Origin of the sequence: Gloeothece verrucosa PCC 7822 (assembly GCF_000147335.1) — a bacterium.
In the GTDB taxonomy this organism is placed as follows: domain Bacteria; phylum Cyanobacteriota; class Cyanobacteriia; order Cyanobacteriales; family Microcystaceae; genus Gloeothece; species Gloeothece verrucosa.
The window spans coordinates 5,395,126-5,421,590 of sequence record NC_014501.1; the positions used below are offsets into that span (position 1 = coordinate 5,395,126).

The window sequence follows — 26,465 nt, forward strand, 5'->3', positions numbered from 1 at the left end:
TGGGAAAAGGGAGTAGGGAATAGGGAACACTTGGGTTAGGGGAATAACAAATGACTAATGACTACTAACTAATGACTACTGAGAAATTGTAGAAAACTTGCCCGATCTGGTAAAGAAGATTGTGCCCCGGCTTGAGTCACCGATAACGCCCCTGCTACTGTCGCCCATTGCATAGCTTCCGGCAGAGACTTACCAGAGGCTAATGCCGCCACTAAGCCCCCATTAAAGGCATCCCCGGCGGCTACGGTATCCACTACGGACACGGAAAGCGCAGGCACAAAAAAGGTTTCATTAGCACTACAACAGAGTGCCCCTTGACTTCCCAAGGTAACGATCACGGTTTTGACTCCGCGTTGCTGTAAGATTAAAGCCGCTCTTGTTGCGGTTTCGGGGTCTATTACTGGAAACCCCACTAACTGAGAGGCTTCTACTTCATTAGGAGTGATAATATCAATCAGAGGATAAAGCTCATCGGGTAAATCGTTGCGAGCCGGAGCAGGGTCTAAAATGACGATACAATCAGCCGCCGAAGCCGCCGAAGCCGCCGCTACCACTACATCTAGGGGAATACCCAATTCTAAGGAAACCACTTTTGCCCCAGGAAGTAAAGCCTTGAATTGTTGTATTTCTGCATCCCCGACGAGACTATTGGCCCCACCCGCACAAGCGATGGTATTATCACCGTGCTGATCTACTACAATAGAAGCTACTCCTGAGTGAGTATCAGGATTGATGATCACACCTTGTGTATTAACTCCGGCAGATTGTAATCCTTTGAGTAAAGTTTCCCCAAACTGATCTCCTCCCACTTGTCCCACCATAGAGACAGGAATGCCTAATTTAGCGATGGCTACCGCCCCATTAGCGCCTTTTCCTCCACAAGCGGTAAAAAAATTATTTCCGATGACAGTTTCCCCTTTATGGGGCAAATGAGAGACTTGTACTACAAGGTCAATATTAATACTACCTAAAACAATAACCGCCATTTTTAGTGATCAAATATAAAATATGAGTTGTTCGGGTTGGACAAACGGCTATCATATCAGTTATCAGGATACAAAGGCTTGGGCACAAATGCAAACGGGAGTTAATTCCAGTCAGCAACAGATAGAAAGATTTCGAGAACTTCAGAACCAATTACGACAACGTTGGCAAGAAGCGGATATTTTAGAACAAGATGACAATGATATTCTTGTGGTTCCCTCTTTCAGTATCGATCAACAAGTGGGGCAGAAAGTCGCGGGTTTTCTTCACTATGAAGAACGTCTGTTATTTTCCTTAATTCGTCTGCGAAACCCGAAAACTCGTCTGATTTACGTGACAGCACAACCGTTGTCTCCTATGATCATTGATTATTATTTACAACTGTTGCCGGGTATTCCTTTCTCCCACGCCCGAGACCGCCTGATGCTTTTAAGCACTTATGATAATTCTTTTAAACCTTTAACTCAGAAGATTTTAGAGCGTCCTCGTCTGGTGGAACGCATTCGCCGTGCTTTACGTCCGGGTAAGTCTTTTATTATTTGTTTTAATTCTACGATTTTAGAACAAGAATTATCGGTACAATTAAATACTCCCCTATATGCGGCTTCTCCTGAGTTACTCTACTGGGGATCTAAAAGCGGCAGTCGAGAAATTTTTGCCGAATGTGGTATCCCTCATCCTGATGGTAGTCCTTTGGTTCATACTGTTGAAGACCTGATTCTTGAAATTCAAGGGCTTTGGGAACGCCAACCCCATCTAAAACGCATGGTGATTAAACTCAATGAAGGGTTTTCCGGGGAAGGTAACGCGGTATTAAACTTAAAATCTCTTGCCGATGTCGCCCCAGATAAAGCCGATGCGCCCTTGAGAATGGAGGTCATAGAAAAGCATTTAGAAAAGTTAAATTTTCAATCAGAAGATGAAACTTGGAAAAACTTTTCCAGGCGCATTCCTGAATTAGGTGCTATTGTAGAAGCTTTTATAGAAGGGGAATATAAGCGCTCGCCTTCGGTTCAAGGCTTTATTTCCCCTACAGGAGAGGTGCAAATTATCTCGACTCATGATCAAATTCTCGGAGGAGTCGATGAACAAATTTATCAGGGTTGTCGCTTTCCGGCCGATGGGCGCTACCGTTTACAATTACAAGAATTAGGATTAAAAGTTGGAAAAGCCTTAGCTAAAAAAGGGGCAATGGAACGCTTTGGCGTTGATTTTATGGCGGTTCGCCACCCCCATACCCAGCAATGGGATATTCAAGCCATAGAAATTAATCTTCGTAAAGGAGGAACCACCCATCCCTTTATGACCTTAAAATTACTGACGAATGGAACTTATGATTATCAAACGGGTTTATTCTATTCTCAACCCAGTCAAGAAAAATATTATATTGCCTCAGATAATCTGAAAAAACCTCAATATCATGGGCTGTTACCCGATGATTTAATGGATATTATTGCCAGCCATCGCTTACATTTTGACAGTAGTACCAAAACGGGAACGGTATTTCATTTGATGGGTGCTTTATCAGAATTTGGCAAATTAGGATTAACTTGTATTGGAAATTCCCTAGAAGAAGCCGAAGCAATTTATCAACAAGTCGAGTCAGTTTTAGATGAAGAAACAAAACCGTTTTTAGCATCTTGTCCGATTAACTTAACCTCGAGTATTCCTATTAATTGGACATGAATGAGTGATTCAGATCAACGGTGGAGAGTGATTTATATCAACCGATGATAGTGATATGAAAACTTCTACTCTTTGAGTAAGTAGTTGATCTCATCAATTGACATTTAAGGGGAATTTTTTTAAATTATAAATATAGATTAATTTTATATAAAGGAGTCTATGGTATTAATAAAATACTGTAGAAAAGAGCTTATATGTTAATACTTAGTAAATATTTTCTTCCCTACACAGCCCGAAGAAAATTGCCTCAAGGATTTACCTTATTAGAGCTTTTGATCGTTGTCATAATAGTGGGGTTGTTAGCGGCTATCGCCATTCCGAATTTGTTGGAACAAGTTGCCAAAGCAAGACAGGCAGAAGCTATTAATAACCTAGGAGCGATCAACCGCGCTCAACAAGCCTATCGTTATGAGAATGGGACGTTTGGTACCATTTGTGGCAACTTTATCCTATGGTTCTCTTGCAACAGTACCAATGGAACCTTGCCCATCAAAGTGAAATCATCAGTCTACTATCGATATACAGACACTATTTTACCTAATGGCACCACAGCCTCTTACTCGGCTATTGTGCTTTCCCCCTACCAGTCGGACCTCAAAGATTATGCTGCCTCTGTTGGGTTAACCAATAGCGGTGTATTTTCCTCGGTCATCTGTGGAGCTAAAAACCCTCAAACAGTCAGCCTCAGTATCTCAACCAGTGGAACCACTTGCCCTAGCGACTTTGTTCCAGTTAAATAAAGCGGCAGTGCGGAACACGAGCGTTGCACCCCAATCAATGACCACCATGATTTTTTTCAATTGCTCGAGAATTAAATATTTAACAAAAGAAAGATAGACTATAATTTAAACCGACGCTAAGTATTTATATTATTGCTCTAGATTTCTCACTCACTATTATTGCTGATGAAAAGACGTTTTTACAAGCGAATTTACCAATTCCTGATTAAATGTCAATTTATACTTTTGTTTATAGGCTCTTTTTTGGGTATTCTCTGGCTAGGGCATCCGAGCGTCGCTTTTCCTCCTTCATCTTCTGGAGAGATTCGGGCCGTTTGGATCACGACTAATGATACAGATACTCTTATCGATCAGTCTAAACTTAAAGAATCCATGATTGAACTGGCTAGATTAAACTTTAATACTGTCTATCCGGTTGTCTGGAATTCGGGTTATGCACTCTATGAAAGTGCAGTTGCTCAACAAGCCGGAATTCAACCGTTTATCCCCAAAGGATTACAAGGACAAGATACCCTAAAAGACCTGATTAGCCAAGCTCATCAACAGGGGTTACAGGTAATGCCTTGGTTTGAGTTTGGTTTTATGGCTCCTCCCTCTTCAGAATTGGCTTTAAATCGTCCCAATTGGCTCACGAAAAAACGAGATGGTACTCAAACCACTAAAAGCGCAGCCGGTGAGGTGGTTTGGCTCAATCCTTTACTGCCGCAAGTACAGCAATTTATCACGAATCTGGTGGTAGAAGTCGCCACTAAATATGATATCGATGGTATTCAGTTTGACGATCATTTATCATTGCCTTATGAATTCGGCTATGATGCTTATACTGTCAATTTATATAAACAAGAAACCGAGCAAGACCCCCCTGCTGACCCGAAAGATCCCGCATGGATGCGGTGGCGAGCCGATAAATTGACCGCTTTTGTCAGTCAACTGAATCAAACTCTCAAAGCGATTAAACCCAAAGCCGTTTTTTCCGTTTCCCCTAATCCTTATTACGTCGCTTACAATTTTTATCTGCAAGATTGGCTTTCTTGGGCACGACAAGATTTAATCGATGAGGTGATTGTTCAAATTTATCGTCCGGAATTATCGAGTTTTGTTAAAGAACTCGCTCAACCTGAAATTACTGAAGTTCGACAAAAGATTCCTATGGGTGTGGGCATTCTGACGGGTTTGCGAAATCGACCTATTCCCATACAATTTATAGAGGAAAAGGTATTAGCCGCGCGTCAGTATGGACTAGGGGTTTCTTTCTTTTTCTATGATAGCCTTTGGAATTATGCCCCTGAGCCTCCCCCTGAAAGGCAATCAAGGTTTCTGGCTCTTTTTCCCTCTCCGGCCAATCGCCCGATCAGAGAAATTCCTTCAGTACCAGTGGAGGAAAACGTTTCTCTTCCCTCGGCGACAGAAACCCCGATTGAGCAACCCTACCACTACGACGGTATCCCCATTCCTGTCTATCCGGCTTGGTGAGGTTTAGGGATTACAATACATACACTGAGAGGGATCTGCCGTTTGTTTTCCATCGGGAAATCGACGTTCTTGTACAAAACTACAACGTTGACACCGATATATATCGAGCAAAATTAAAGAAGTAGGAGCATAACATAAACCACAAGGTAATCCAGATTGACGTTCAACTACATCAAAACCCGGACAACAACATTCAGGACACTGTTGACTAATTTTCTCAATTAAATTCTGGGTTGCTGTTTCAATAACTTTCATCCGAGTGGGATTATACATTGCCCGCATATCCGTTTCAATATGAATTTTTCCGTCTGAAGATTGCGCTAAAGCTTTCTCGACTGCTTCTCTAAGCCGCTCTTGGCTATTGATTCCTTTAAAAATTTGTGACTCTTCAGTCGCGTTAACGCTCACCATCACGACTAAACCATGCTCGGGAAAGCCGATTTTATCAGCAAATTCTAAGGCTTCTTGAAAGGTTTTAAGGGTTTTATGACTATGATTGGTTTGGTTAGCAATTTCTTGACCGATAATTTCTATGTTATGTTTTTTGTCTAATAAAAGAACGATTTCTCGATCACAAGACACAAAGGGAAAAGCCGGATGAGGAAAAAAGCTGCCTTCACTGGCAATGGCTAGAGTTTCTCCGCTCATTTCTAAAACTTTTTCCGCTTTTTTTCTGGCGGCTTCTATTTGGGTTCCTAGTCGTTTAATTTCTCGGGTAAATGTGCCAAAATAATCTGTATTGAAATTTTCGGGCACTTGAATTTTCACCCCTAGTTGAGATTCCAGAACCGGTGCGATGGCTTTTTCTTTTTGGTGCATCGTGGCTAAAACGGCAATGCGATTTTTAAACCAATCATTGATGTTGTTCATGATAATTTATTGATTAATTGAATAAGTTCTATGATTTCATATAATAAAATATAAAAAAATGTTGGGTTGAACCCGAGTAAAACCCAACCAATAAAAGATTAAAGATTAAAGTCCAGGGGTGGTTTGAGCAAATAAAGCGGCAAAGTCAGTGGTGATGATTGCGCCCGGCTCATCTTCGGGTTTTGAAATTACATCAAAGGCTTTATTTTTGGCTGTAGGTTCTCTTAATGATTGAACGACTAATTGGGCTACATCGGCTCTAGGAATTGTGGTAGGAATTCCCTTGGGAGGGTTATTTAAAAGTTCGTCTTTTTTGCCAACAATGAGTTCTCTTTTTCCCCCAGTTTGATCTAATAAACCCCCAGGATGAATGATTGTATAATCTATGCCTGAATCGATTAAATATTGTTCGGCTTTTCGCTTCCAAATTAAGATGTTACCATTGCCAATACGGTTAAGGGGATGGTTCTTGTTTTCTCCTCCCATTGAACCGACTAAAACGATATGTTTTACGCCGGCTTCAAGAGCCGCATCAATCTGGTTTTTTTGTCCGATCCAATCGATTTCTTCTGGGGTTTGTCCCGCTTCATAGTCAAATTCTGGTCTTTCTCCTGGGGCGGGAGGGGCTTTCATTTTTGGGATGGCACTGGAGAGTATAACTAGCGCTTGACAGTCTTTTATGGCTTGATCCAAACTAGATTTATCTTTAATTTCTCCGAAGACAAAGCCTTCTGTTGAACCAAATAAGTCTTTAACTTTAGCCTCTGAGCGAGCAAAACCGATAACTTCAAATTCTTGAGGATATTGACGTAACTCTTGGATAACAATTGATCCAGTTCGTCCAGTTGCACCCGTAACGAGAACTTTTTTACCTGACATACACGAATAATTTAACAAGGAAGGGTATATTTTGTTAATTGTAATGCTTTTGGGAATAATCAATGATCATGATCTGCTAACTTCATTTAGTCTCATAAAAACTCTTAATAAACCCTTAGCTTTCCTCAATTCCTGATGCTGGCCCCACTAAAGACAAATAAGGATTCATTAAAGATTTTCTCGCCGCTTCTTGTACCATTTCTGGAGTAACAGTTTCTATCTGTTCTTGAAAAGAAGTATCAAATGTAATCCCTAATCCTAATGTCTCATACCACCCATATAAATGAGCAATTTCTGAATTGGTTTGTTTTCCTAGGGCATATTGTCCCAATAATTTATTTTTAGCCGCTTGTAATTCTTCTGGGGTTAATTCGGTTTGATACAAGCGTTCTGCTTCGGTTCTCAATCCCTCAATGCCAATAGCTGTATTATAAGGAGCAGTCCCCATATAAATCACAAATTGAGAAGTTTCTAAACGGGTAGGATAAAAAGAAGATACATCATAGGCTAATCCCCGTTTTTCGCGTAGTTCGACAAACAACCGACTTGACAAACCATTGCCTAAATAGGTACTCATTAACTTTAACACCGGATAATCGGGGTCTTTTACCGATGCGGCGGTGTATCCCAACATGATGATAGATTGTTGGGTATCTTGATAAGTGATCTTTTGGCAGGGATTATGAGTTAAACTCAACAGTTGAGGCGAAGGTAAGTCTACACCCGGAACTTGCCAATGTCCAAAGACTTCTTTAATTAGAGAGACTCCTTCTTCTAGGGTTAAGCGACCTGAAAGACTAATGACAAAGTTATCCGGACGGAAAAAAGTTTGATGATATTGTTGTAAGTCTTCTCGGGTTAATTGAACAACGGTTTCCTCTGTGCCTAAAATCGAATATCCATAGGGATGGTCCTGATACATGGCCTCTCTTAATTGCTTAAATGCTACATTAAAAGGCTGTTCTTGTTGAGAACGAATATTTTGCCGCGTCAGGTTTTTTTCGAGTTCTACCTCCATAGCGGGAAAGGTAGGCGTTCGCATAATTTCTGCAATTAACCTCAACATCTGGGCAAAATCTGCTGATACGGTTTTTAGACTCATGACAAAGTAATCTGATGACGCATCAGCCCCTAAATTCGCCCCTACAGATTCTACTTTTTCGGCAATTTCAACCGAGGATAATTTTTCAGTTCCCTTGGTAATTACTGTAGCTAACAGGTGAAATAATCCGGCTTTTTCCGCATTTTCCCAACGTGAACCGGCATTTTTTAAAAAAATTCGCCCGGCGATCAAATCGGCGGCCGGATTTTCTACTAATAGCAGGGTTATTCCATTATCTAAGACGACGCGATGAACGGTCTGATTGTTGGTTTGAACTCTCATTGAACTTCTAACTCCTGACTTTTGTAGAGACGTTCGCTAAAAGGTTGCTACATCTAATTAACAAGGCTGCATTACAGTAATAGCATAATGTTCGGGACAAAGATATTGATTAGCGAGGCGTTTTAAATCTTTTGCTGTTAATTGTTGAATGATTTTCGGGTATTGTAGTGATAATTCGGCTTGAGCCGCAATGATTTGATAATATCCATATAATCCGGCTAATTGTCCTGGGGTTTCTGTGGAAAAAATATAATCATGACAGAGTAAACGTTGACATCGGGCTAATTCTTCTGGGGTTATGGGCACTGATTGTAACCGTTCAAGGTGATCAGTGATCATTTTTTCAACAGTTTCTACCTCTTCTCTGGCTAAAATTGCACTAATGGTAAATAAACTCGAATCTCGTTGCAGGGAAAAACTACTATCTATATTGATCACTAATTGTTTTTCTTCCCTTAATTCTCGTACTAGACGAGAACATCGCCCCCCGGCTAAAACCACCGATAGTAAATCTAATCCTACTGCGTCTTCTAGCTGATCAATGCCTGGACCTATCCACCCCATAATTAAACGAGATGATTCTATTCTGGGCATATATAACAGATTACGGCGTGTCTCAATAATGGGGGGTTCAGCTTCGATGATCAAGGATGGACATTCATCAGGGACACTAAAATGGGCAAAGGATTTATCGACGATGGATAAAGCTTCTTCTTCCTGTACTCCCCCAACGATCACTACTGTCATATTTTCGGGTTGGTAGTGAGTGCGATGAAAACAGCGCATTTGATTAGGGGTATATTTAAGCAAGTTTTCTTCATCCCCTAATACTGACCGTCCGTAAGGATGATACTGATAAAGACTTTCACACAAGACTTGAAACCCTACCCAATCAGGATCATCGTAACTGTAGCGAATTTCTTCTAAAACCACATCCCTTTCCCGATAGAATTCTTCATCGGGGATTTTTGCTTGTAAAAGAATTTCCGCTAAATAGGGTAAAGTCTCCGATAAATATTTTCCGGCTGTGGTTAAGAAAAAATGGGCATAGTCATGACTGGTTGCGGCATTAGTCATTCCTCCCAAATTTTCGATGACTTCATCAAACATTCCCGGTTTTATTCGCCCAGAACCTTTAAAAATCATGTGTTCTAGAAAATGGGCCATTCCTGGCCATTCTACGGGTTCGGCGATGGCTCCGGCTTTTACCCATATATCAGCTACTACCACTGGCGTTGCCGGTATATACTGATGGATCACAGTTAGTCCGTGATTCAATTTGGATATGCTGGCAGGAAACTGGCTGATATTGCGACGTTCTCTTAGTTGCACCAATCTTGAACTCGCCTTTTACTACCTAAAATTATATGTTTATCTTAACCGTTGCTGTCCTAAAATCTTCATTTTTTTGTCTGGAGTTCTTGACATTTTCTCAAACTTAATAATTTAAGAGTTTGAGCGGACAGTTTTACCTAACCCTACCGTCTAGACGCATGGGTATTGTTTATGTCGCCTGAAACGACAAAACTATATCAGATAGCCTTTAGTTCCCTCATCCGAAGAGTTGGGTTTAACTTTTTTTTCTCATTACGAGATGAGCGACCAAGCTGATATTTTTTTAAACAATTAAAAAGCAACCGCCGCGCCGTTTTACCTCAGTTTGTGACCTGGCAGAACCAGGTGGGCACTTACCTTTTGCGCTTCCGTTTCCGAGTACAAGCTCGGTCTACTGCCACGCAAAATCGCTAGTTCCCTTTTACCACAAGCATAGATCATCAAACTATGATTGGCAGTCACCAACGCAGCAGCTTAAGCTTATTTATATAATAATGGCTTTTGCCATGTTGTGCAAGGGGAAAGAGAAAAGGGTGTGGGGTGTGGGGTGTAGGGTGTGGGGTGTGGGGTGTAGGGTGTGGGGTGCGGGGTGTGGGGTAAAGGGGGAAGGTAGAAAGGCTAATGACCAATGACTAATGACTCGCTGACTGCTGAATATAGTTAAGATAGAAACAGTAACGCCAATCAAACTACGACGAATGACTGCAGTTCTGCTCAAAACTCCACCCCTAAATGCGCCTAAACTGGTTCAACTCTCTAATGGGTTAACCATCGTGGCTGAACAAATGCCCGTAGACGCGGTCAATTTAAATGTCTGGCTTAACGTAGGTTCAGTAAAAGAGTCTGATGAAATTAATGGGATGGCCCATTTCTTAGAACACATGGTTTTTAAGGGAACTCCTCAACTCAAAAGTGGGGAGTTTGAGCGTTTTATAGAAGAAAGAGGGGCAATTACTAATGCAGCGACCAGCCAAGAATACACTCATTATTACATTACTACTGCCCCCAAAGATTTTGCTCAACTGGCTCCTTTACAGTTGGATGTGGTCTTAAATGCGATGATTCCCGATGAAGCATTTGAACGGGAAAGGTTAGTCGTTTTAGAAGAAATTCGCCGCTCAGAAGATAATCCTCGCCGCCGCACTTTTTATCGGGCGATGGAGACTTGTTTTGAGAAATTGCCCTATCGTCGTCCCGTTTTAGGCCCAGCTACGGTGATTGAAAATTTAACCCCTCAACAAATGCGCTCATTTCATGACTATTGGTATCAACCTCAGTCCATGACGGCTAGTGTGGTGGGTAATCTCCCTGTAGATGAGATGATAGAAACGGTAGCTGATGCTTTTAGTCAGGCTTACATAAAACCGACGGACAGGCCATTTTTCAACGGGCATAACTCACAAGTATTAGAACCTGAACCGGCCTTTAATGATATTATTCGTCGAGAATATGAGGATGAGAGTTTACATCAAGCTCGACTGGTGATGGCTTGGCGAGTTCCCGGGTTAACACAACTTGAGGAAACTTATGCTTTAGATGTGTTGGCTGTGATTTTAGGTCAAGGAAAAGTGTCTCGTCTATTTCGAGATTTACGGGAAGATAAAGGCTTAGTTTCTCATATCAGCGCCAGCAATATGAGTCAGGGAGTACAGGGCATCTTTTATATTAGTGCCCAGTTACCGGTAGAAAATATCCCTCGCGTGGAAGCGGCTATTACCGAACATATTCGTCAAATTCAGAAACAATCAATTAAAGAAACCGAATTAGCCCGCATTAGCACTCAAGTGGCCAATCGGTTTATCTTTAATAATGAAAGACCGAGTGATCGCGCGAATCTTTACGGCTATTATCAATCTCAGCTACAAACGTTAGAACCGGCCCTCAATTATCCCTCAAAAATTCAATCGTTAAAGATAGAAGAGGTTCAAAATGCCGCACAACGTTATCTATCTCCACAAGCTTACGCTATTGTAGTCATGAAACCCACTGTTAAGTAATCTATTAGACTATTTCACGGCAATGTGGAACGCAATTGCAGAACATATCTCTCAAGTCACTAACCACGAGTTCGAAGTCTTAGAACGCCGTTCGGTTAGTGGGGGATGTATCAATCAAGGTTATTCCCTTAGCGGCAAGGGATTAACCTATTTTGTTAAGATCAATCATGCTTCCCAAGTAGAAATGTTTGAAGCGGAGGCCCTCGGATTAAAACAAATGCTCGCTACCCAAACCATTCTTGTCCCTAAACCGATATGTTGGGGAATGACGGACCGTTCGAGTTATTTAGTTCTAGAATGGTTAGAATTTGGGCGGGGAAATAGCGAGTCTTGGCAAGCGATGGGGCAAAAATTGGCCCTGATGCACAAAGCCGGCGGTTCATCTCGGTTTGGTTGGGAACGAAATAATACGATTGGTTCAACGCCTCAAATTAATACTTGGACGGAAAATTGGGCCGAGTTTTTTGCTGAATACCGCATTGGTTATCAGTTGAAATTAGCCCGAAAACGTGGGGCAAATTTGCCGGATGCAACTCAGGTGATTCCTTTTGTTAAGGAGTTTTTAGGGGATAGAAAGCCTAACCCTTCTCTGGTTCATGGTGATTTATGGTCCGGTAATGCGGCGGTGACGACTTCTGGAGAACCGGTGATTTTAGATCCCGCTACTTATTATGGTGACCCGGAAGTGGATATTGCCATGACTGAATTGTTTGGGGGTTTTACGGGGGCGTTTTATCGGGGTTATAGTGATGTTTTGCCGCTAGATTCGGGTTATGAAAAACGCAAAACGCTCTACAATCTTTATCACATTCTGAATCATTTTAATCTGTTTGGCGGCGGCTATGCGGCTCAGGCTAATCAAATGTTACAGCAAGTGATGTCTGGAAAATGAATTATTAGTCATTAGTCATTAGTCATGGGTCATTGGTCATTAGTTATGAGCCAGGATTTTCAACTTATCACTCATAACTTTATTTATGTTTTTTCCTTGTATGAGGTTTAACATAAGTTCCATTTTTTTTGTAATGGCCTTTAACATGAATTTCTTTATTATCATTTCCCCACGACCAAGAAGAATTAGAATAATTTTGACTAGATTGATAGGAATTATGAGTTAGTTTATTTTGATATTTATTCTGTATTTTTAATTTTTCATCTTGTTCTTTTTGTAATTTTTCCTTTCTAGCTTCTTCTTCTTTTTTTCGACGAGCTTCTTGTTCTCTTTTTAGACGACGAGCTTCTTGTTCTTTGTCTAAACGTTTCTGTTTTAAAAATAAACGTTTTCCTTGGAGATATTTTAAGTTAATTGAAGATAAATTATCCTCATCAAAAATATTTTTCAAAATTATTTGCAAAGCTTCATTTATTAAAATATCAGCAATTATTGGATTGATTTGTTCTAATTTTTCAAGAAAAACTTCTTGCTCTTCTAAAAAATTTTCTTGCAAAATAATAATTTCTTGTTCTTTAGTTGATAATAAACTCATAATTTTTTTGTATTCTTGTATAATTTCGTTTTCTTCCTTATTTGGAGCTACATAAACATTTTTTTCTTTTGGCAACCAGCAAGATAATATGATTAGAAAAACCAAAAATATCAATAATACAATATAAAATTTACTGTTAATGTTATTGAAAATAATTAATTTAAATAATAGCAAAGTGGTTATGGGAATTATTGAACCCAAAGAAAAAAGAATTAAATACTTAATTAATTTTGAAATTATGATTCTTTTTCTGTTAGCTTTAAGATAAGCTTGCCGTTGCTTTTCTTCCCTTTCTGTTTGCATTAATTTTCTTTTTTCATCTAGTTCTTTTTCTTGATTCTTTAGTTGCTGAATAGTTCTGTTTAGAATCGTTATTGAGGTTTGAAGCTTTTCTAACTCTGCTCCCTTTTGTATAAGTTCTGCTTTTTTCTGTTCTTCAGATTGAATCCCAAAAAAGCCTAAAATTCCTCCAACGACAGAGCCTAGTAACTTCTCGTCTTTTTCATTATCTTTGTAATCCATTTAAGTACCACCCATCAATTTTTGAAGTTTTTCATATATATAGTGCCCATTTTTAGCAAAATTAATATCATGAGCTTATATTGAAAAGATATGAAAAAAATAGCTGTAATTTTTAAGCCTGCGTAGGCAGGCTTTGTTCGTGTAGCCCCACCCTTCAGGGTGTGGGCGTATATATGGGCGTGGGTATTGGTATGGGCGTATATAGCGCTACTTGCTAGGGTTAGGAAATTTTTATCCCCCCTAACCCCCCTTCATAAGGGGGGAACTTTCCTACAACCTATGTCTTAATCTATGCTTCAATTGCTATATATGGGCCTGTATGCTAGTGTCCTAATGATTAAAATGCCGCATACCGGTCAAAATCATCACCAAGCCTAATTCATTAGCCGCTTTAATCACGGTTTTATCCTTCACAGATCCCCCAGGTTGAATAATAGCAACAATTCCCGCGTCTGCCGCAGTCCTGACGGAATCATCAAACGGGAAAAACCCATCACTAGCCAAATAAGCCCCCTTAGCCGCAACTCCGGCTTCTTCTAGGGCAATTTTAACCGAACCGACGCGATTCATTTGCCCGGCACCTACCCCTAAAGTCGTGCGGTTTTTTGTCACTACAATGGCATTAGATTTAACGTGCTTAGTAACTTTCCAACCAAACAATAACTCAGCTAACATTTCCGGGGTAGGTTGTTTTTCAGTGACAATTTCCCAAGTTTCGGGGTCATCTTTAGCATCATCAGAAGCTTGTACCAAAAAACCGCCGGCAATGACTTTTACCACTTGTTTAGGACCTTCATTTAAATTCGGTAAAACTAACACCCGTACATTCCCTTTAGCCGCTAAAATCTCTTTAGCTTCCTCATCACATCCAGGGGCAACCACACACTCTAAAAAAGTTGTGGTTAGTGCTTTGGCGGTTTGGGAATCAATAGATTTATTGAGAGCAACAATTCCCCCAAAAGCCGAAACAGAATCAGCATTAAACGCCTTTTCATAAGCCTCGACTAAAGTGGTACCAATGGCAACACCGCAGGGGTTAGTATGCTTAAGAATGGCACAAGCGGCTTCATCTGAACCAAATTCTGTAATGATGCGTCGGGCGGCTTCTAGGTCAACTAAATTATTGTAACTGAGTTCCTTTCCTTGTAACTTAATAGCGGCTGCCCAACCCGTCGCTTGAGTTCCGGTTTGATACCAAGAGGCACTCTGATGGGGGTTTTCTCCATAACGGAGAGATTGCAATTCTACACCAGCGAGACTAAAACGAGTGGGTAAAGGTTTATCGGTTTCTTCTGTGGCAAGACTGGCAAAATAAGAAGCAATGGCTTGATCGTAAGCATTCGTCAAAGCAAAAGTTTCTCCGGCCATTTTTTGACGAAAGGCGAGGGAAGTTTCCCCGTTATGCTGTCTTAATTCTTCTAGATAGGCTTGATAATATTTCGGGTTAGATAATACCGTTAGATGAGCAAAGTTTTTGGCACTCGCCCGTAACATGGCCGGCCCCCCGATGTCTATTTGTTCTATCGCTTCGGCCACCGTAACATTTTCTTGAGCGATGGTTTGCTCAAATGGATAAAGATTGACTACCACTAAATCTAGAGGACGAATATTATTTGCTTGGAGGTCTTCTAAATCTTGCGGCACATCTTTGCGGGCTAAAATGCCTCCATGAACGCGAGGATGGAGGGTTTTGACTCTTCCACCGAGGATTTCGGGAGAGCCGGTGTACTCACTGACTTTGATTACGGGGAGGCCAGCCGCTTGTAGAGATTTTGCGGTTCCTCCACTGCTAATAATTTCAAACCCAAATTCTTCGACTAACTGACGGGCGAATTCTACTAGACCACTTTTATCTGATACGCTCAGTAGTGCTAAACGTCCCATGACTTTGCCGTTCCCTTTGTCTGTATCAACGAGTTTATTATCTCCCATTCGTTAGATTTTCAACCGGATCTAAATGTTAAGTCATTGAACTTAACCCCCTAGCCCTTTTCCCTACAAGGGAAGGGGGAAGAAAATATTCCGATACATTCGCGCAGGGTGAAGGGATTATTTATTGAGATAGCGCATGGCCATGCCCATCGCATCAGAAATATCCACGTCTCCATCGCCATCTGCATCTAGAAAATTATTAAGAACAGGATTTGATCCCTGTGAATTTTGAGAATGATTGCCCGTTTTCAGGAAATTTAAGACTAACGGCACGAGGACGGGTAACATTCTCTCAATAGTTTGAGCGTTAATACCTGTCCTAGATTCTACCTGTTGGGCGATTTGTTGGAGTTGGGGAGCATTAAACAGGAGATCGAGCGCTTGGGGACTTGCTTGTGTGCCGCCAAATTGGTTAATAATTTGTTGGACTTGTTGATCTCCTTCGCTATTGCGTTTTTCTTGCAGAGCGGAGCGAGTATAATTGCCAATAATTGATAGAGCCGACTGAATGGCTCCGGGCGAGGTTTGATAAGTGTTACTCAGTTGCTCTACTGTGCCCAAAATATTCGATAATTGTCCAGAATTGCCTTCTTGTTCAGGATTATTGATGGCATCTAGAATTTGATTAAATAAGCTCATGGTTAATTAACCCACCGATTTTATGACCAATATTATCAAAAATTAGTTGGGGCAGTTCTTCTTTGCCTGCCCCTAAAGAAAGAGATTATTGTGGCACTAATTCGGAATTAAACTCATTGAAAGAGCGGCGTTTTAATTGTATCGACTCAGAGCGGGGTAGGAGGTCAAAAACTTGCCTTAAAACGTCGTCCATCGCTTCGTATTTTACCTGTCCTTTGCCATTAAAAACCTCTTTTCCTTGTTGATCTAAAATCACGGTTTGAGGAACAGCCCCATCGTAATAGTAGCCGACTTCATTGATGGAATAAGAGTCTTTAATCGGAATAGAATCGACACTGATGGGGATAATACTAGCCGCTCGTCCGTAAAACTCCTGTAAACGAGACACTACGCCGGCATATTGCTTACAGTCGCTGCTATCATCCAGATAATAGACAATGATGGCGGGCATTTGTCGTTGTAAAGACTCGCTTAAGGTAATTTTAGAGGGTACTAAGGAGCCATTCCCCGCATAGACAACAAAAATATTGCCATCTAGACGATCATCGTCAATACCGGCATTTGCCGGCGAGGTGGCAAAAATACACAAGCTAGTAAAAACGGCGATCAGCATCACCAGACACAGTTTAAACCCACGTCGCCCTTGTTCAGATTTGATTGAATTTTGTTTTGATCCCATCAGCATGAATGAACCTATTTTTGCTAACTTGGTTAGAATACACACAAGACATAGTTTAATCCTGAGCGAAAATGTTGTGAATCAGCAGCAGACAACGACACGATTGAAGTCCAAGGAGCTACCGCTTCAAAGTCGGTTGGCTAATACCCACTATGCTATTTTAGGGCTACATCCTTCTGCATCCGTCATAGAAATTCGCCGTGCTTATCGGGAGTTAAGTAAACTTTATCATCCTGATACCACTGCTCTGGCTCCCGAAGTGGCTAAAACTAAGTTTCATCGCTTGAATGAAGCTTATGCTACCTTGAGTAACCCTGAGCGGCGATCGCTCTATGACTTAAAAATTGGTTACTCTCGATGGAATGTGATTCAAACCCCTCAAGATCTTAACCGATCAGGGGAGCAACAACAGCAATGGTCTAAGTCAGCTTATCTCGATCCCAGTGATCGGCCTTTATCAGCCGGAGAAATTTTTGCGCTGTTGATCTTAGGAGTCACTTTGCTCGGTTGTTTAGCACTGGCCATTTTAATGGCTTTGTTGCGCGGCGATCCCCTGGTTCCCCCTTCGGCTTTACCTAATACGAATTTTTCATTATTATTCCCCTTTATTGGCTTTTAAATTTGGAATGTTTATGGTTTTTCCCCCACCCGAAACTCCTTTATATAATCATCCTCTTCCTGTGATCGAACAATGGTTAACTGATTTGGGTTGTCAGCAAGACCGAAACAATCTACACTCTTGGACAGTGGAGCGTTCTACTTGGAAAGCAACTATTTATCTAGAAGTAGAAGAATTAAGCGTTTGTTATCTTGATGCTGCCGAAGGAGGCGGAGATATCAAACGTTCTTTTAAATATTCTTTAAGTCGGGAAGATATTGAATCAGCCGTTTTTTCTGGACCTTAAACAACTGTTAAATAGGTGTTAGGTAGAGAAAGATTTCTAAATTACCTAAAACCTAATTTTTAAAATTTTATTTTTTTATATAGCCAATTGGTGATCAATTGGGGACTGTTTTTTCTAAACCAACGGAAGGCAACAACTTTAAAAGCCGGTTTGGATAAACGGGCAATATATTTGATGATGCCATTGACCGGGCGGCGGGGAAATTTTTTGTCAATTAAGTTAACTGACCCCACATCATAAAGACAATCTAGAATTAATTTAACGGTGGCTTCTTCCCGGTCTACTAAATTTTCCAGCAGGAGAAGAACATCATCCATGCGTTTTTGTTCAATACGCTTTTTGTCGGTAACAGAAGGAATTAGAGTTTGGGGTTTTGCCAAAGCTGTATTGCGTGTTGTCAGCATTAACTTGTGGTTAACTTGGATTGTTAATGAATATACAATATTTTAACATTTTTATTTAAAATCTCTTTAAAAAACTAAAAAAACCTTTCTTAGGGAGGACGAAGGAATAGAGTCTCTATTGAAGGCAAGTGCAATAGTGTCAGAAAAGATTAATGATTAATTTAACTGAAAGTTAATGATTGCTTAGTCTAGGGAAATAGTTCCAGACTGAACTGGCCAGAGTTGCCGGCAAATATCGTCTCCACTGCTGTAGAGATGCCGATGACCCTACAGGAGTATAATTTAAAGCATTAAAAACGAAGCTTTTGTTTTAGCTTTTTACTCGAGACTGGTAAGTTTATATGACTGCATTACCTTCTATTCAAGAGCAAAATAGAATAATTCCGCCTCAACTTGATGTTCCTCCTCGCCTCCTGTTAGGTCCTGGTCCATCCAATGTCCATCCCCGAGTGTTAACGTCCTTGAGTCTCCCGCCAGTAGGACATTTAGACCCCTATTTCCTACAAGTGATGGATGAGATACAAGTATTATTACGTTATGCTTGGCAAACCGATAACCCCTTAACTCTGGCGGTTAGTGGTACCGGAAGCGCGGCTATGGAAGCTACCCTAGCTAATGTGGTTGAACCTGGGGATGTGGTTTTAGTGGGGGTTATGGGTTATTTTGGTCATCGTCTGGTGGATATGGCCACTCGTTATGGGGGAGATGTCCGCAAGTTGATGAAACCTTGGGGTGAGGCCTTTAGTTTAGAAGAGTTGCGAGAAGGGTTAGAAACTCATCGTCCGGCAATTCTGGCCTTAGTTCATGCTGAAACCTCAACCGGCGTTCGTCAACCTTTAGAAGAAGTCGGACAGTTATGTCGTGAATATAATTGTTTATTGTTGATTGATACTGTAACCAGTTTAGGCGGCGTGCCGATATTTTTAGATCACTGGGGCGTTGACTTAGCTTACAGTTGCTCTCAAAAAGGGTTAGGATGTCCGCCGGGAGCTTCTCCTTTTACCATGAGTCCAAAAGCACTAGAAAAGTTGCAAAGCCGCAAAACGCCGGTAACTAACTGGTATTTAGATATGTCTCTATTAACGAAATATTGGGGTGAGCAACGGGTTTATCATCATACTGCACCGATTAATATGTATTATGCCCTACGGGAAGCCCTGCGCGTGGTGGCCGAGGAAGGGTTAGCGGCTAGATGGCAGCGACATTTAGAAAATGCTCAGTTATTGTGGAAAGGGTTAGAAGAAATTGGTTTAGTTTGCCATGTGGCCCAAGAATACCGACTCCCGACTTTAACCACTGTTCGAGTTCCTGAAGGGGTGGATGCCAAAGCGGTTGCCCAAAAACTGATGAAAGAGTATAACCTAGAAGTGGGCTTAGGTTTAGGAGAATTAGCGGGTAAAGTTTGGCGTATTGGGTTAATGGGGTATAACAGTCGTCCGGAAAATGTGCTGTTATTATTACAAGCGCTTTCTCAAGTTTTAGGAAAATAAAACCCAAAGACTAAACAATTAATAAACATCTATAGGTTGGGTTTTCTTCCTTTAACCCAACTTAAACGATAACTCATCCCTATTCTTCTGTATTTATCTTCTTAAAGGATGCCGACATTATTGAACCACTAAAACCGAACAAGAAGCATGATGAATCACATAATTACTCACACTCCCTAATAACAACTCTGAAAGACCACGCCGCCCCCTACGTCCAAGCACAATCAAATCTGCTCCCCAACTTTGAGCCATATCAGTTATGTTTTTACCCGCTTCGCCAATGATATAATCAGACTGAGCATTAATGCCCCGTTCATGTGCTAGTCGAACAAAGGAATTTAGCCAAGCTAAGAGTTCTTCAGTCGCTTCTTGAATCAGTTTTTCTTCATACTCCACCATACTATAAAAACCACCGTAAACCGCCATACCTGGGTATAATCCGATTTCTGGTCTATTGGAAATTTCTGATTGAACAGAGTGAAAGATCATTAGTTCAGCACGATTGAGTTCTGCTAAATTAAGCGCTTGATTAAATATATCGGGAGTAGAGTCTAAATAATCAACTGCAACAAGGATTTTCTTATAGCCGCTTTTTGAAGGTTGCGGAGATGCTGTTATATCAGTATTAACCGATGTATTCATAGTTCCTCCCTTGATTTTTGAGGCTCCTATTTTTAGCTTGTCACGTTTTAAGTTTTTTGAGGGAATTTTGACAGAAAAATTAATATAGTTATTTTTAGGTTTTGATCTCCCCTAATCCGCCGTAAATTACGGAAAATTCGGGGCGGCTAATTGATCCCTTCCTTCTTAAAATAGAGTCAGCCTGAGCTACTGTAGGGGAATCAAACGGGATGGTGTTCGATGATGCTTAAAGTTGAGGGCATTTTAAGCATAAATCATCAATAATTTAGACAAAATTTTGAGACAGATCATCAGACACTTTGCCACAAGTTACCCAATTTATATATCCGTTTTCATCTAGAACATTTTTAGCTGTGCCATCTTCAAAAAAATAAACTGAAACTAGGTCTTGAGATATAAATGCTTCTATTTTTTTAAATAAAATTTTTCTGGGATCATCTCGGGTTCTTGATGTTTTGCGGCTTTCATTAAATTCACTAAATGATCTACTATATAAGGCCCAAGATTTTTTTGCCCAACACCTAAGCGGTCTTGGTGTGCAGAACGGACATTGCGAATGACCCGGTTCGGTTATACTGCTGTAGAACATAGATCAATCCAGATAGGATCAATAGCAGTAGACAGGAGTTAGGTAAATAAGGACAAATCAATGGCCGTGCAAAACAGGGTAATACAAAAATTAAGCGAGATCTTTCATTGCCGGGAAACCCCCGAGAACACTATTTATGACCCTCAGCGCGAGTTAACACCGTCCTACGAACAGATTAGCCGCGCCCTGATCAAAGCACAAGGAGAATGGTTTAGCGCCATCGCTACCTTAGAAACATTACTGTTATCTAAGATTAACCCATGTACTACCCATAACCCGACTTACGAAGGACTGATCCTATCAAGTCCGACTCCTGTTTTAAGTCATTCTCGGTTATTATCCTGTTTTTACAGTGGGGTATTTACTGCCGAAATTTTAAAATATCGGGCTTTAATGCCGAGTCAACCTGCAAGCGAGGGTGAGTTTACCGTATTACCCCATCATACCGCTACAAAATTACCTCTATTTCTTCAAGATCCCTTAGCCGGGGAACAGTTTTGTTTAGTGTTAACCCCTCATTTTGGGTTATTGATGGTATTGGGAGAAGATGAACGAGGACTTCCCTCTTTTGATTTTTCTTTTGATCCAGAAGCGATACAACAAAGCTGGATGGCTTTAAGGTCACGTTTAGATCTGGTTAACCATCCTCAATTATCTCAATTAGATATATTAACTGAGCAATTTTCCCCCCCAACACCCGACTATAAAGTGGTGATGGAATTTAGCCGCCAATTATTGAAAAATTTACCGGAACCCACACCAGAATCTCGTAGAGTTCGTTGTATTGAAACTCCAAGCACTACCCCAGATGATCATCAATTATCAGTCATTTCAGTTGCCGCTCAATATGCTTGTGACGAACAGAAGAATGTAGAAAACTGCTCACCCGATGTAGAATTACTCCAAGCGCTAACCCATGAAATTCGCACCCCTTTAACGACAATTCGCACCATGACCCGGTTGCTGATGAAACGGGCAAAATTAACCCCTGATATGACGAAATGTCTAGAAGTTATTGATCAAGAATGTACAGAACAAATTAACCGCATGGAGTTAATTTTCCGGGCGACTGAATGGGGAACAACTGCACAGAAAGATAAACGGGTGCAACTGGTTCCTATTTCGGTGGAACAGGTTTTTGAGCAAAGTATTCCTCGTTGGAAAAAACAGGCTCAACGACGGAATGTAGACTTAGATGTGGTATTGCCGAAAAAGTTACCCCAAGTAGTCAGCGATCCGGCTATGTTAGAGCAAATGTTAACCGGTTTAATGGAAAAATTTACTCGCAGTGTGACTACTGGCGGATATATTCGGGTAGAAGTCACTTTGGCCGGAAATCAGCTTAAACTACAATTTAATTCTCATTCTAGTTATCAGCATAATCCTTTTAAAGCGCTCGGTCAGTTATTGCTGTTTCAACCCGATACCGGAAGTCTCAGTCTCAATTTAGATATTACTAAGAATCTTTTTGAGGCATTAGGCGGTAAATTAATTGTGCGGCAACGTCCCCATCAAGGTGAAGTGTTAACGGTTTTCTTGCCTTTGGGAGGAAATCGTCGGTAAGAAGACTTATTCTAAGTTCATCATTAATTTTTATTTTTGTATTTGTTGCAACAAATTATCCCGTAAAGGTTGCAAGGCTAAATCTAATTCTGGGTAATAGATTGGGGTTGGTAAAAGTTCACTAAACCACGTGGTTATTGCCACATTTTCTACCACCGGAAAGAAATCTGAAGGGATAGGCCCGTCTATATGGCGGCTTAATACCCCAAACCCTAACCGTTCAAAACGAGATTGTAAAACCGGCGCTTTTTGCTTCAACCATTGCTCAAAACTCTTGGATTGTTCCATACTATTTAAGAACTCTTGTTTAAGGGCTGATGGGAGTTCTTCTTGTCTCTCTTCAATCCAAGCTTGTTCAATCAGATTAGCACGCCCGCCCTGAGAGGTAGCGAAGGGTTGTTGAGGAGTAATCCAAGCTTTTAGGATTAAACTGGCAGGAGATGAGGGCAGTTCTGATAAAACTGATTGGGGTGATTTTCCTTCTAATAGTTTAAGGAAATTTTGACTTAAAGGACTTCCATAAGTATCTAAATCCTGATGGGCTTCTTTTAACTTACCTTGCCACCACCATAACCCCCCTCGGGCACTATGTAAATAAGTTTTTAATGGAGATTCTGAATATTGTTTAATCAGTTCTGTATAATGGGTGAGCATCCGCTCAATGACTTGATGATAAATTGGTTGTGTTTGAGCCGCTCGCCAAATGGGACTACTGATAAATAACAGATTGCGTAACCCTTCTAAGGCTATTGCTTCTATAGCTAAATCCGTCTTATTTTGTGCTAGTAAACTTAACCCTAATCCATACATTAATCCGGGTTTAGCGGGGACTAATTTTATCGCTTGAGTAAAGGCTTCTGTCGCTTGAGCAGGGAAATTATTTAATATTAACCACCCCAAGTTGTTATAACCAAACTCTTGATAGGGAGAAACTTGATTAGCCTTTTCAAACCAACCGATTCCTTCACTCAACAATTGTTGTTGTTGTTGGGGGTTTTGTGTCTGGAAAGCCAAATTACTTAAATTCCAGCCTAATTGGTAAGGGTAATAAGGTTCCCATGCCGCTAATTGGTGGGCTTGGGTTAAACTATTGACAAATAGATTAACTTTTTTCTCACTTAAAGCCATAAATCCTTGACTAGATAATTGCCAAGCGCGATGTATGGGAATTAACCAAATGATTACCGCTAAAACAATTCCGATGATCCCATAAAACTGCATAAGACCATAGCGAGAAATGTCCTTAATTGCGGCTTTTTCTCCTACGGGTAGAGGGGAACAGGAGCGGTAAATAGAAGCTAGACAAGCAATATAAATAACCAGGGTTGCACTAATACTAATATTATCTAACTGATAATCGGTTAAACTCATCATTCCATATCCTAATAAGGCACCAGACAAACCCCAAATAAAAATCTGATCGGTTTTTTCTAGCGGCGTAGCATAACGAAACAGAGCATAAGTTAACAGAATCACGGCTTCTAAGAGGGGGAAAATGCCCCAAATTCCCAATTCTGCCCAGAGTTGCACGGGGGTACTGTGTAACTGATAAGCTAATTCTGATTCGCGCCCTGCCCAAATCGGACGATATTTTTGATACAACAAAGGCACATTTCCTAATCCAATTCCTGAGAAAGGATGCTCAATGCCCATGCGCCAACCTAGGTCAGTATTGATGAGACGATAGGCTAATTCTCCGCCGGTTTGACCGCTTATTACCTGTTTAATTAAAAGCAAAAGACGATTGTTAGTTAAGGCTAATAACAATATAATTATGAAGGCAATAAAACTTCCTATTCCTAACCAAAGACGAGGAAGATTACTTTTTAACAACAATACTACTACAGCAAACACAAATAAAGCCGCTAATCCCAACCAACCGCCTTTAGAACTGGTGGTATAAAGATCCAATAATCCCAATCCTACCCCACTGAACCACAACCAACGTTTTTTCGAGGTTTCTAAAATACTCAAACTCACTAATAAAGGAATCGCTAATAATAAATATCCCGCCACATAATTTTGATGTCCTAATGGGGCCCAATTGCGTAACTCTAAAACCGAAAAATCAAAAGATAAATTAACGCCATATTGTTTAAAAGTATTAAGACGGGCTAATTGGGGTAATAGGGTTTGGGTTGTCCAGAGCGTTAAACTAACAATGATAAAGGCTATATTGAGATACCCTTGCTTAACCAATAATTGATAACGACGTTTAGGGGTACATAACCAATGATTTAAGCAGTATAGGGCAGCAAGCATACATAAAGCCGCCCAAGCATACCAACGCGCTTGGTTAGGAAATTGAGCAAACAGAGTGGAGATAATTAGCCCGATAAGCGTCAACCCAACTACCCAGTCTAACCCATTCCCCAAGGCTTGGATTTTTCGCTGACTCCAAAGGATGGCTAATAACCAGAAAACCAAACACAGTAAGCCGGTTTGCCAGAAAAACACCCAAGGCCACTGTACCATGAGAGTATTGCTATCTGGGATGAGGGTAAAAAAGACATAGAGGGCAAAAATTACCCCCTTCAGCAATCGTGTCTCAGAAGTGTTAGGCTCAGACTTAGAGGTAGAATACATGAGTTGATCGAGTATGGGTTGTCAGGAAATTTAGGTCTCTATAACTATGGTAAGAATTAATCGGCGGCAAGTTTTACATTTCTTAGAAGGTTTAACCCTGGCAACCATTGCACCCCATTCCGGATTAAGCTTAAAAGTAATGGCTATTGCTGCACCAGAAATAGAGATTCGTGTCTGGGATACCGAGGGAAAACCTCTAGATGTTAAAAAACTTTCGCAACTTTACTTTTTAAATCTTAACGATGAGCCGCTTCCGAGATTGTCTTGGCGGGTTGAAGAGGGAAAGTTTTTCGCTCAAGTTCCTGCTTTTCCTTTTATGATTGCTTTAAAAATGCCGATCAGAGGATTTGGTGAAGTTACGCTCTATGCTGATAATAATGGTCGAGGTTATTCGGCGGCTGATTTTCCTTTAAATCTTAATCTAGCTTTTGCTCAATCTAGATTACATCGGGTTACCTTAGCGGTTTCTACTTGGCTTGAAGAAGGCATCCAATTTCCCGATTTTGTTTCTACTCGCCTAGAACGAGCTAAAGATTATCTTAATAAGGCTTTATCTACCGATATTTTTGATTTTCAACTGAGTTTATATAATAAAAGCCTTGCTGAGAGTCTCTGGGCAGGAGAAAAGGCCGTTTTTGCTCAGGCAAAATACAAAATCAAACAACAAGCTACCCGTCTAGATTTTCTTTTTGGCTGTAATTTTTTTCGTCATTCTCAAGACTCTAGTGAGTATGATAAGCATTTTAAAGCTTTATTTAATTTTGCCACTGTTCCCTTTTATTGGCGAGGTTTTGAGCCGCAACCGAATCAAAAAAACTTTGCTGAGGTTGATGAAAAGGTTAGTTGGCTGATGCGATCTCGTATTACTCCTAAAGGTCATCCTTTAGTCTGGTTTCATGAAGCGGGAATTCCTGACTGGGTGATGAATAAATCCTATGAGGAAATTAAAGAACTCACGGCGAAACGGGTAACAGAGATTGTGGCTTATTATAAGCAAAAAATTCCTTATTATGACATTATCAATGAACCTCACGGCATCGCCTGGGCTAATAAATTAAATTATAATTTAGATCAGTTTATTGAATTAACTCGTATTGCTTCTGATGCCGCTTATCAAGGCAATCCCCAAGTCATCCGTATTATTAATAACTGTAACATCTGGGCGGAAAATATTCCTTATCATAAGCCGCCCCAACATAGTCCTTATGAATATCTCAAAGCGACGATGGCGGCGAATATTCCCTTTGAAGTGATTGGACTACAGTTATATTATCCCGATCAAGATATGTTTGAAATTAATCGAATGTTAGATCGGTTTAGTCAATTGGGTAAGCCCATTCATATTACCGAATTGGGGGTATCTTCCTCGACTGAACCGGATGAAAATTCTTTTTTTCCGGATACGATAGGATTATGGCATGAACCTTGGAGTCAAAAAGTGCAAGCGGATTGGCTAGAACAATTTTATACCCTTTGTTATAGTAAGCCTTATATTAAGGCAATTTCTTGGTGGGATTTGGCTGACGGGGGCAATTTTTGGCCTCATGGAGGGCTTTTAAATGCGGATATGACTCCTAAAGAGTCTTTTTATCGTCTGAGAAATTTACTCTATCAATGGGGAATTAAACAAGACCCCAAGAAAAAAAGAAGAAACAGGAATTATTTATAAAAGATTGAGC

Annotated in this window: 24 protein-coding genes and 1 other RNA gene; 10 read left to right on the forward strand and 15 right to left on the reverse strand. The window is 40.6% G+C overall.

Going from position 1 to position 26,465, the window contains the following annotated elements; all coding sequences use genetic code 11:
• Nucleotides 1-68 precede the first annotated feature (68 nt).
• Nucleotides 69-986, reverse strand: a complete 918-nt coding sequence (gene rbsK, locus CYAN7822_RS24200) for a ribokinase (RefSeq protein ID WP_013324886.1) — start codon at nucleotides 984-986, stop codon at nucleotides 69-71.
• Nucleotides 987-1,074: 88 nt separating this feature from the next.
• On the opposite strand from rbsK, the gene CYAN7822_RS24205 reads away from it, so the two are divergent.
• From CYAN7822_RS24205 to CYAN7822_RS24215, 3 genes are all read left to right on the forward strand, one after another.
• Complete coding sequence (locus CYAN7822_RS24205; RefSeq protein ID WP_013324887.1) at nucleotides 1,075-2,670, forward strand: peptide ligase PGM1-related protein; 1,596 nt, start codon at nucleotides 1,075-1,077, stop codon at nucleotides 2,668-2,670.
• Nucleotides 2,671-2,864: 194 nt separating this feature from the next.
• Nucleotides 2,865-3,410 (forward strand): type IV pilin protein, encoded by a 546-nt coding sequence (locus CYAN7822_RS24210; protein WP_013324888.1) that lies wholly within the window; start codon nucleotides 2,865-2,867, stop codon nucleotides 3,408-3,410.
• A 165-nt stretch (nucleotides 3,411-3,575) separates the two neighbouring features.
• Complete coding sequence (locus CYAN7822_RS24215) at nucleotides 3,576-4,883, forward strand: family 10 glycosylhydrolase (protein WP_013324889.1); 1,308 nt, start codon at nucleotides 3,576-3,578, stop codon at nucleotides 4,881-4,883.
• Between the two features lie 3 nt (nucleotides 4,884-4,886).
• Here the strand turns inward: CYAN7822_RS24215 and CYAN7822_RS24220 are convergent, their stop codons facing one another.
• From CYAN7822_RS24220 to CYAN7822_RS37930, 6 genes are all read right to left on the reverse strand, one after another.
• Entirely contained in the window at nucleotides 4,887-5,753 is an 867-nt protein-coding gene (locus CYAN7822_RS24220) for a DUF6671 family protein (protein WP_013324890.1), read from the reverse strand.
• Nucleotides 5,754-5,858: 105 nt separating this feature from the next.
• Entirely contained in the window at nucleotides 5,859-6,632 is a 774-nt protein-coding gene (locus tag CYAN7822_RS24225; RefSeq protein WP_013324891.1) for an SDR family oxidoreductase, read from the reverse strand.
• Between the two features lie 115 nt (nucleotides 6,633-6,747).
• Nucleotides 6,748-8,016 carry a M16 family metallopeptidase gene (locus CYAN7822_RS24230; RefSeq protein ID WP_013324892.1) on the reverse strand — a complete coding sequence of 423 codons (1,269 nt, stop codon included), beginning with the start codon at nucleotides 8,014-8,016 and terminating at the stop codon, nucleotides 6,748-6,750.
• Nucleotides 8,017-8,073: 57 nt separating this feature from the next.
• Entirely contained in the window at nucleotides 8,074-9,348 is a 1,275-nt protein-coding gene (locus CYAN7822_RS24235; protein WP_013324893.1) for a M16 family metallopeptidase, read from the reverse strand.
• 298 nt (nucleotides 9,349-9,646) lie between these two features.
• A non-coding RNA gene (gene ssrS / locus CYAN7822_RS35335) (6S RNA) lies at nucleotides 9,647-9,830 on the reverse strand.
• A gap of 5 nt (nucleotides 9,831-9,835) precedes the next feature.
• On the reverse strand, nucleotides 9,836-10,069 hold the full coding sequence (locus CYAN7822_RS37930) for a hypothetical protein (protein ID WP_157871843.1): 234 nt from the start codon (nucleotides 10,067-10,069) through the stop codon (nucleotides 9,836-9,838).
• Between CYAN7822_RS37930 and CYAN7822_RS24240 the strand changes: the two genes are divergently transcribed.
• Both CYAN7822_RS24240 and CYAN7822_RS24245 read left to right on the forward strand, forming a co-directional pair.
• Nucleotides 10,050-11,348, forward strand: a complete 1,299-nt coding sequence (locus CYAN7822_RS24240; protein ID WP_013324894.1) for a M16 family metallopeptidase — start codon at nucleotides 10,050-10,052, stop codon at nucleotides 11,346-11,348. The two genes, CYAN7822_RS37930 and CYAN7822_RS24240, sit on opposite strands and share 20 nt — an antisense overlap.
• Nucleotides 11,349-11,370: 22 nt before the next feature.
• Entirely contained in the window at nucleotides 11,371-12,240 is an 870-nt protein-coding gene (locus tag CYAN7822_RS24245; RefSeq protein ID WP_013324895.1) for a fructosamine kinase family protein, read from the forward strand.
• Between the two features lie 79 nt (nucleotides 12,241-12,319).
• Here CYAN7822_RS24245 and CYAN7822_RS24250 read toward each other — a convergent pair whose 3' ends face one another.
• From CYAN7822_RS24250 to CYAN7822_RS24265, 4 genes are all read right to left on the reverse strand, one after another.
• On the reverse strand, nucleotides 12,320-13,357 hold the full coding sequence (locus CYAN7822_RS24250; RefSeq protein ID WP_013324896.1) for an ABC-2 family transporter permease: 1,038 nt from the start codon (nucleotides 13,355-13,357) through the stop codon (nucleotides 12,320-12,322).
• Between the two features lie 330 nt (nucleotides 13,358-13,687).
• Nucleotides 13,688-15,241, reverse strand: coding sequence for a bifunctional phosphoribosylaminoimidazolecarboxamide formyltransferase/IMP cyclohydrolase (gene purH, locus CYAN7822_RS24255; RefSeq protein ID WP_013324897.1), 1,554 nt, complete (start codon nucleotides 15,239-15,241; stop codon nucleotides 13,688-13,690).
• Between the two features lie 165 nt (nucleotides 15,242-15,406).
• Nucleotides 15,407-15,928, reverse strand: coding sequence for a DUF937 domain-containing protein (locus CYAN7822_RS24260; protein WP_013324898.1), 522 nt, complete (start codon nucleotides 15,926-15,928; stop codon nucleotides 15,407-15,409).
• An 85-nt stretch (nucleotides 15,929-16,013) separates the two neighbouring features.
• Nucleotides 16,014-16,607 carry a thylakoid membrane photosystem I accumulation factor gene (locus tag CYAN7822_RS24265; protein WP_013324899.1) on the reverse strand — a complete coding sequence of 198 codons (594 nt, stop codon included), beginning with the start codon at nucleotides 16,605-16,607 and terminating at the stop codon, nucleotides 16,014-16,016.
• Between the two features lie 76 nt (nucleotides 16,608-16,683).
• Here CYAN7822_RS24265 and CYAN7822_RS24270 point away from each other — a divergent pair, with 76 nt between their 5' ends.
• Both CYAN7822_RS24270 and CYAN7822_RS24275 read left to right on the forward strand, forming a co-directional pair.
• Nucleotides 16,684-17,226 carry a J domain-containing protein gene (locus CYAN7822_RS24270; RefSeq protein ID WP_013324900.1) on the forward strand — a complete coding sequence of 181 codons (543 nt, stop codon included), beginning with the start codon at nucleotides 16,684-16,686 and terminating at the stop codon, nucleotides 17,224-17,226.
• Between the two features lie 13 nt (nucleotides 17,227-17,239).
• Entirely contained in the window at nucleotides 17,240-17,512 is a 273-nt protein-coding gene (locus CYAN7822_RS24275; protein WP_013324901.1) for a DUF3143 domain-containing protein, read from the forward strand.
• A 59-nt stretch (nucleotides 17,513-17,571) separates the two neighbouring features.
• On the opposite strand, the gene CYAN7822_RS24280 is transcribed toward CYAN7822_RS24275, so the two are convergent.
• Entirely contained in the window at nucleotides 17,572-17,916 is a 345-nt protein-coding gene (locus CYAN7822_RS24280) for a hypothetical protein (RefSeq protein ID WP_013324902.1), read from the reverse strand.
• Between the two features lie 341 nt (nucleotides 17,917-18,257).
• Here CYAN7822_RS24280 and CYAN7822_RS24285 point away from each other — a divergent pair, with 341 nt between their 5' ends.
• Nucleotides 18,258-19,406 carry an alanine--glyoxylate aminotransferase family protein gene (locus CYAN7822_RS24285; RefSeq protein WP_013324903.1) on the forward strand — a complete coding sequence of 383 codons (1,149 nt, stop codon included), beginning with the start codon at nucleotides 18,258-18,260 and terminating at the stop codon, nucleotides 19,404-19,406.
• Between the two features lie 117 nt (nucleotides 19,407-19,523).
• On the opposite strand, the gene CYAN7822_RS24290 is transcribed toward CYAN7822_RS24285, so the two are convergent.
• Both CYAN7822_RS24290 and CYAN7822_RS24295 read right to left on the reverse strand, forming a co-directional pair.
• Nucleotides 19,524-20,048: a universal stress protein gene (locus CYAN7822_RS24290; RefSeq protein WP_013324904.1), complete on the reverse strand. Its 525-nt coding sequence runs from the start codon at nucleotides 20,046-20,048 to the stop codon at nucleotides 19,524-19,526.
• 265 nt (nucleotides 20,049-20,313) lie between these two features.
• Complete coding sequence (locus CYAN7822_RS24295; RefSeq protein WP_041933376.1) at nucleotides 20,314-20,637, reverse strand: hypothetical protein; 324 nt, start codon at nucleotides 20,635-20,637, stop codon at nucleotides 20,314-20,316.
• A 60-nt stretch (nucleotides 20,638-20,697) separates the two neighbouring features.
• Between CYAN7822_RS24295 and CYAN7822_RS24300 the strand changes: the two genes are divergently transcribed.
• Nucleotides 20,698-22,200, forward strand: coding sequence for a sensor histidine kinase (locus CYAN7822_RS24300; protein ID WP_013324905.1), 1,503 nt, complete (start codon nucleotides 20,698-20,700; stop codon nucleotides 22,198-22,200).
• A 30-nt stretch (nucleotides 22,201-22,230) separates the two neighbouring features.
• On the opposite strand, the gene CYAN7822_RS24305 is transcribed toward CYAN7822_RS24300, so the two are convergent.
• Nucleotides 22,231-24,786, reverse strand: coding sequence for an O-antigen ligase family protein (locus CYAN7822_RS24305; RefSeq protein WP_013324906.1), 2,556 nt, complete (start codon nucleotides 24,784-24,786; stop codon nucleotides 22,231-22,233).
• A 46-nt stretch (nucleotides 24,787-24,832) separates the two neighbouring features.
• Between CYAN7822_RS24305 and CYAN7822_RS24310 the strand changes: the two genes are divergently transcribed.
• Nucleotides 24,833-26,455, forward strand: coding sequence for an endo-1,4-beta-xylanase (locus CYAN7822_RS24310; protein WP_013324907.1), 1,623 nt, complete (start codon nucleotides 24,833-24,835; stop codon nucleotides 26,453-26,455).
• The last annotated feature ends 10 nt before the right edge of the window (nucleotides 26,456-26,465 follow it).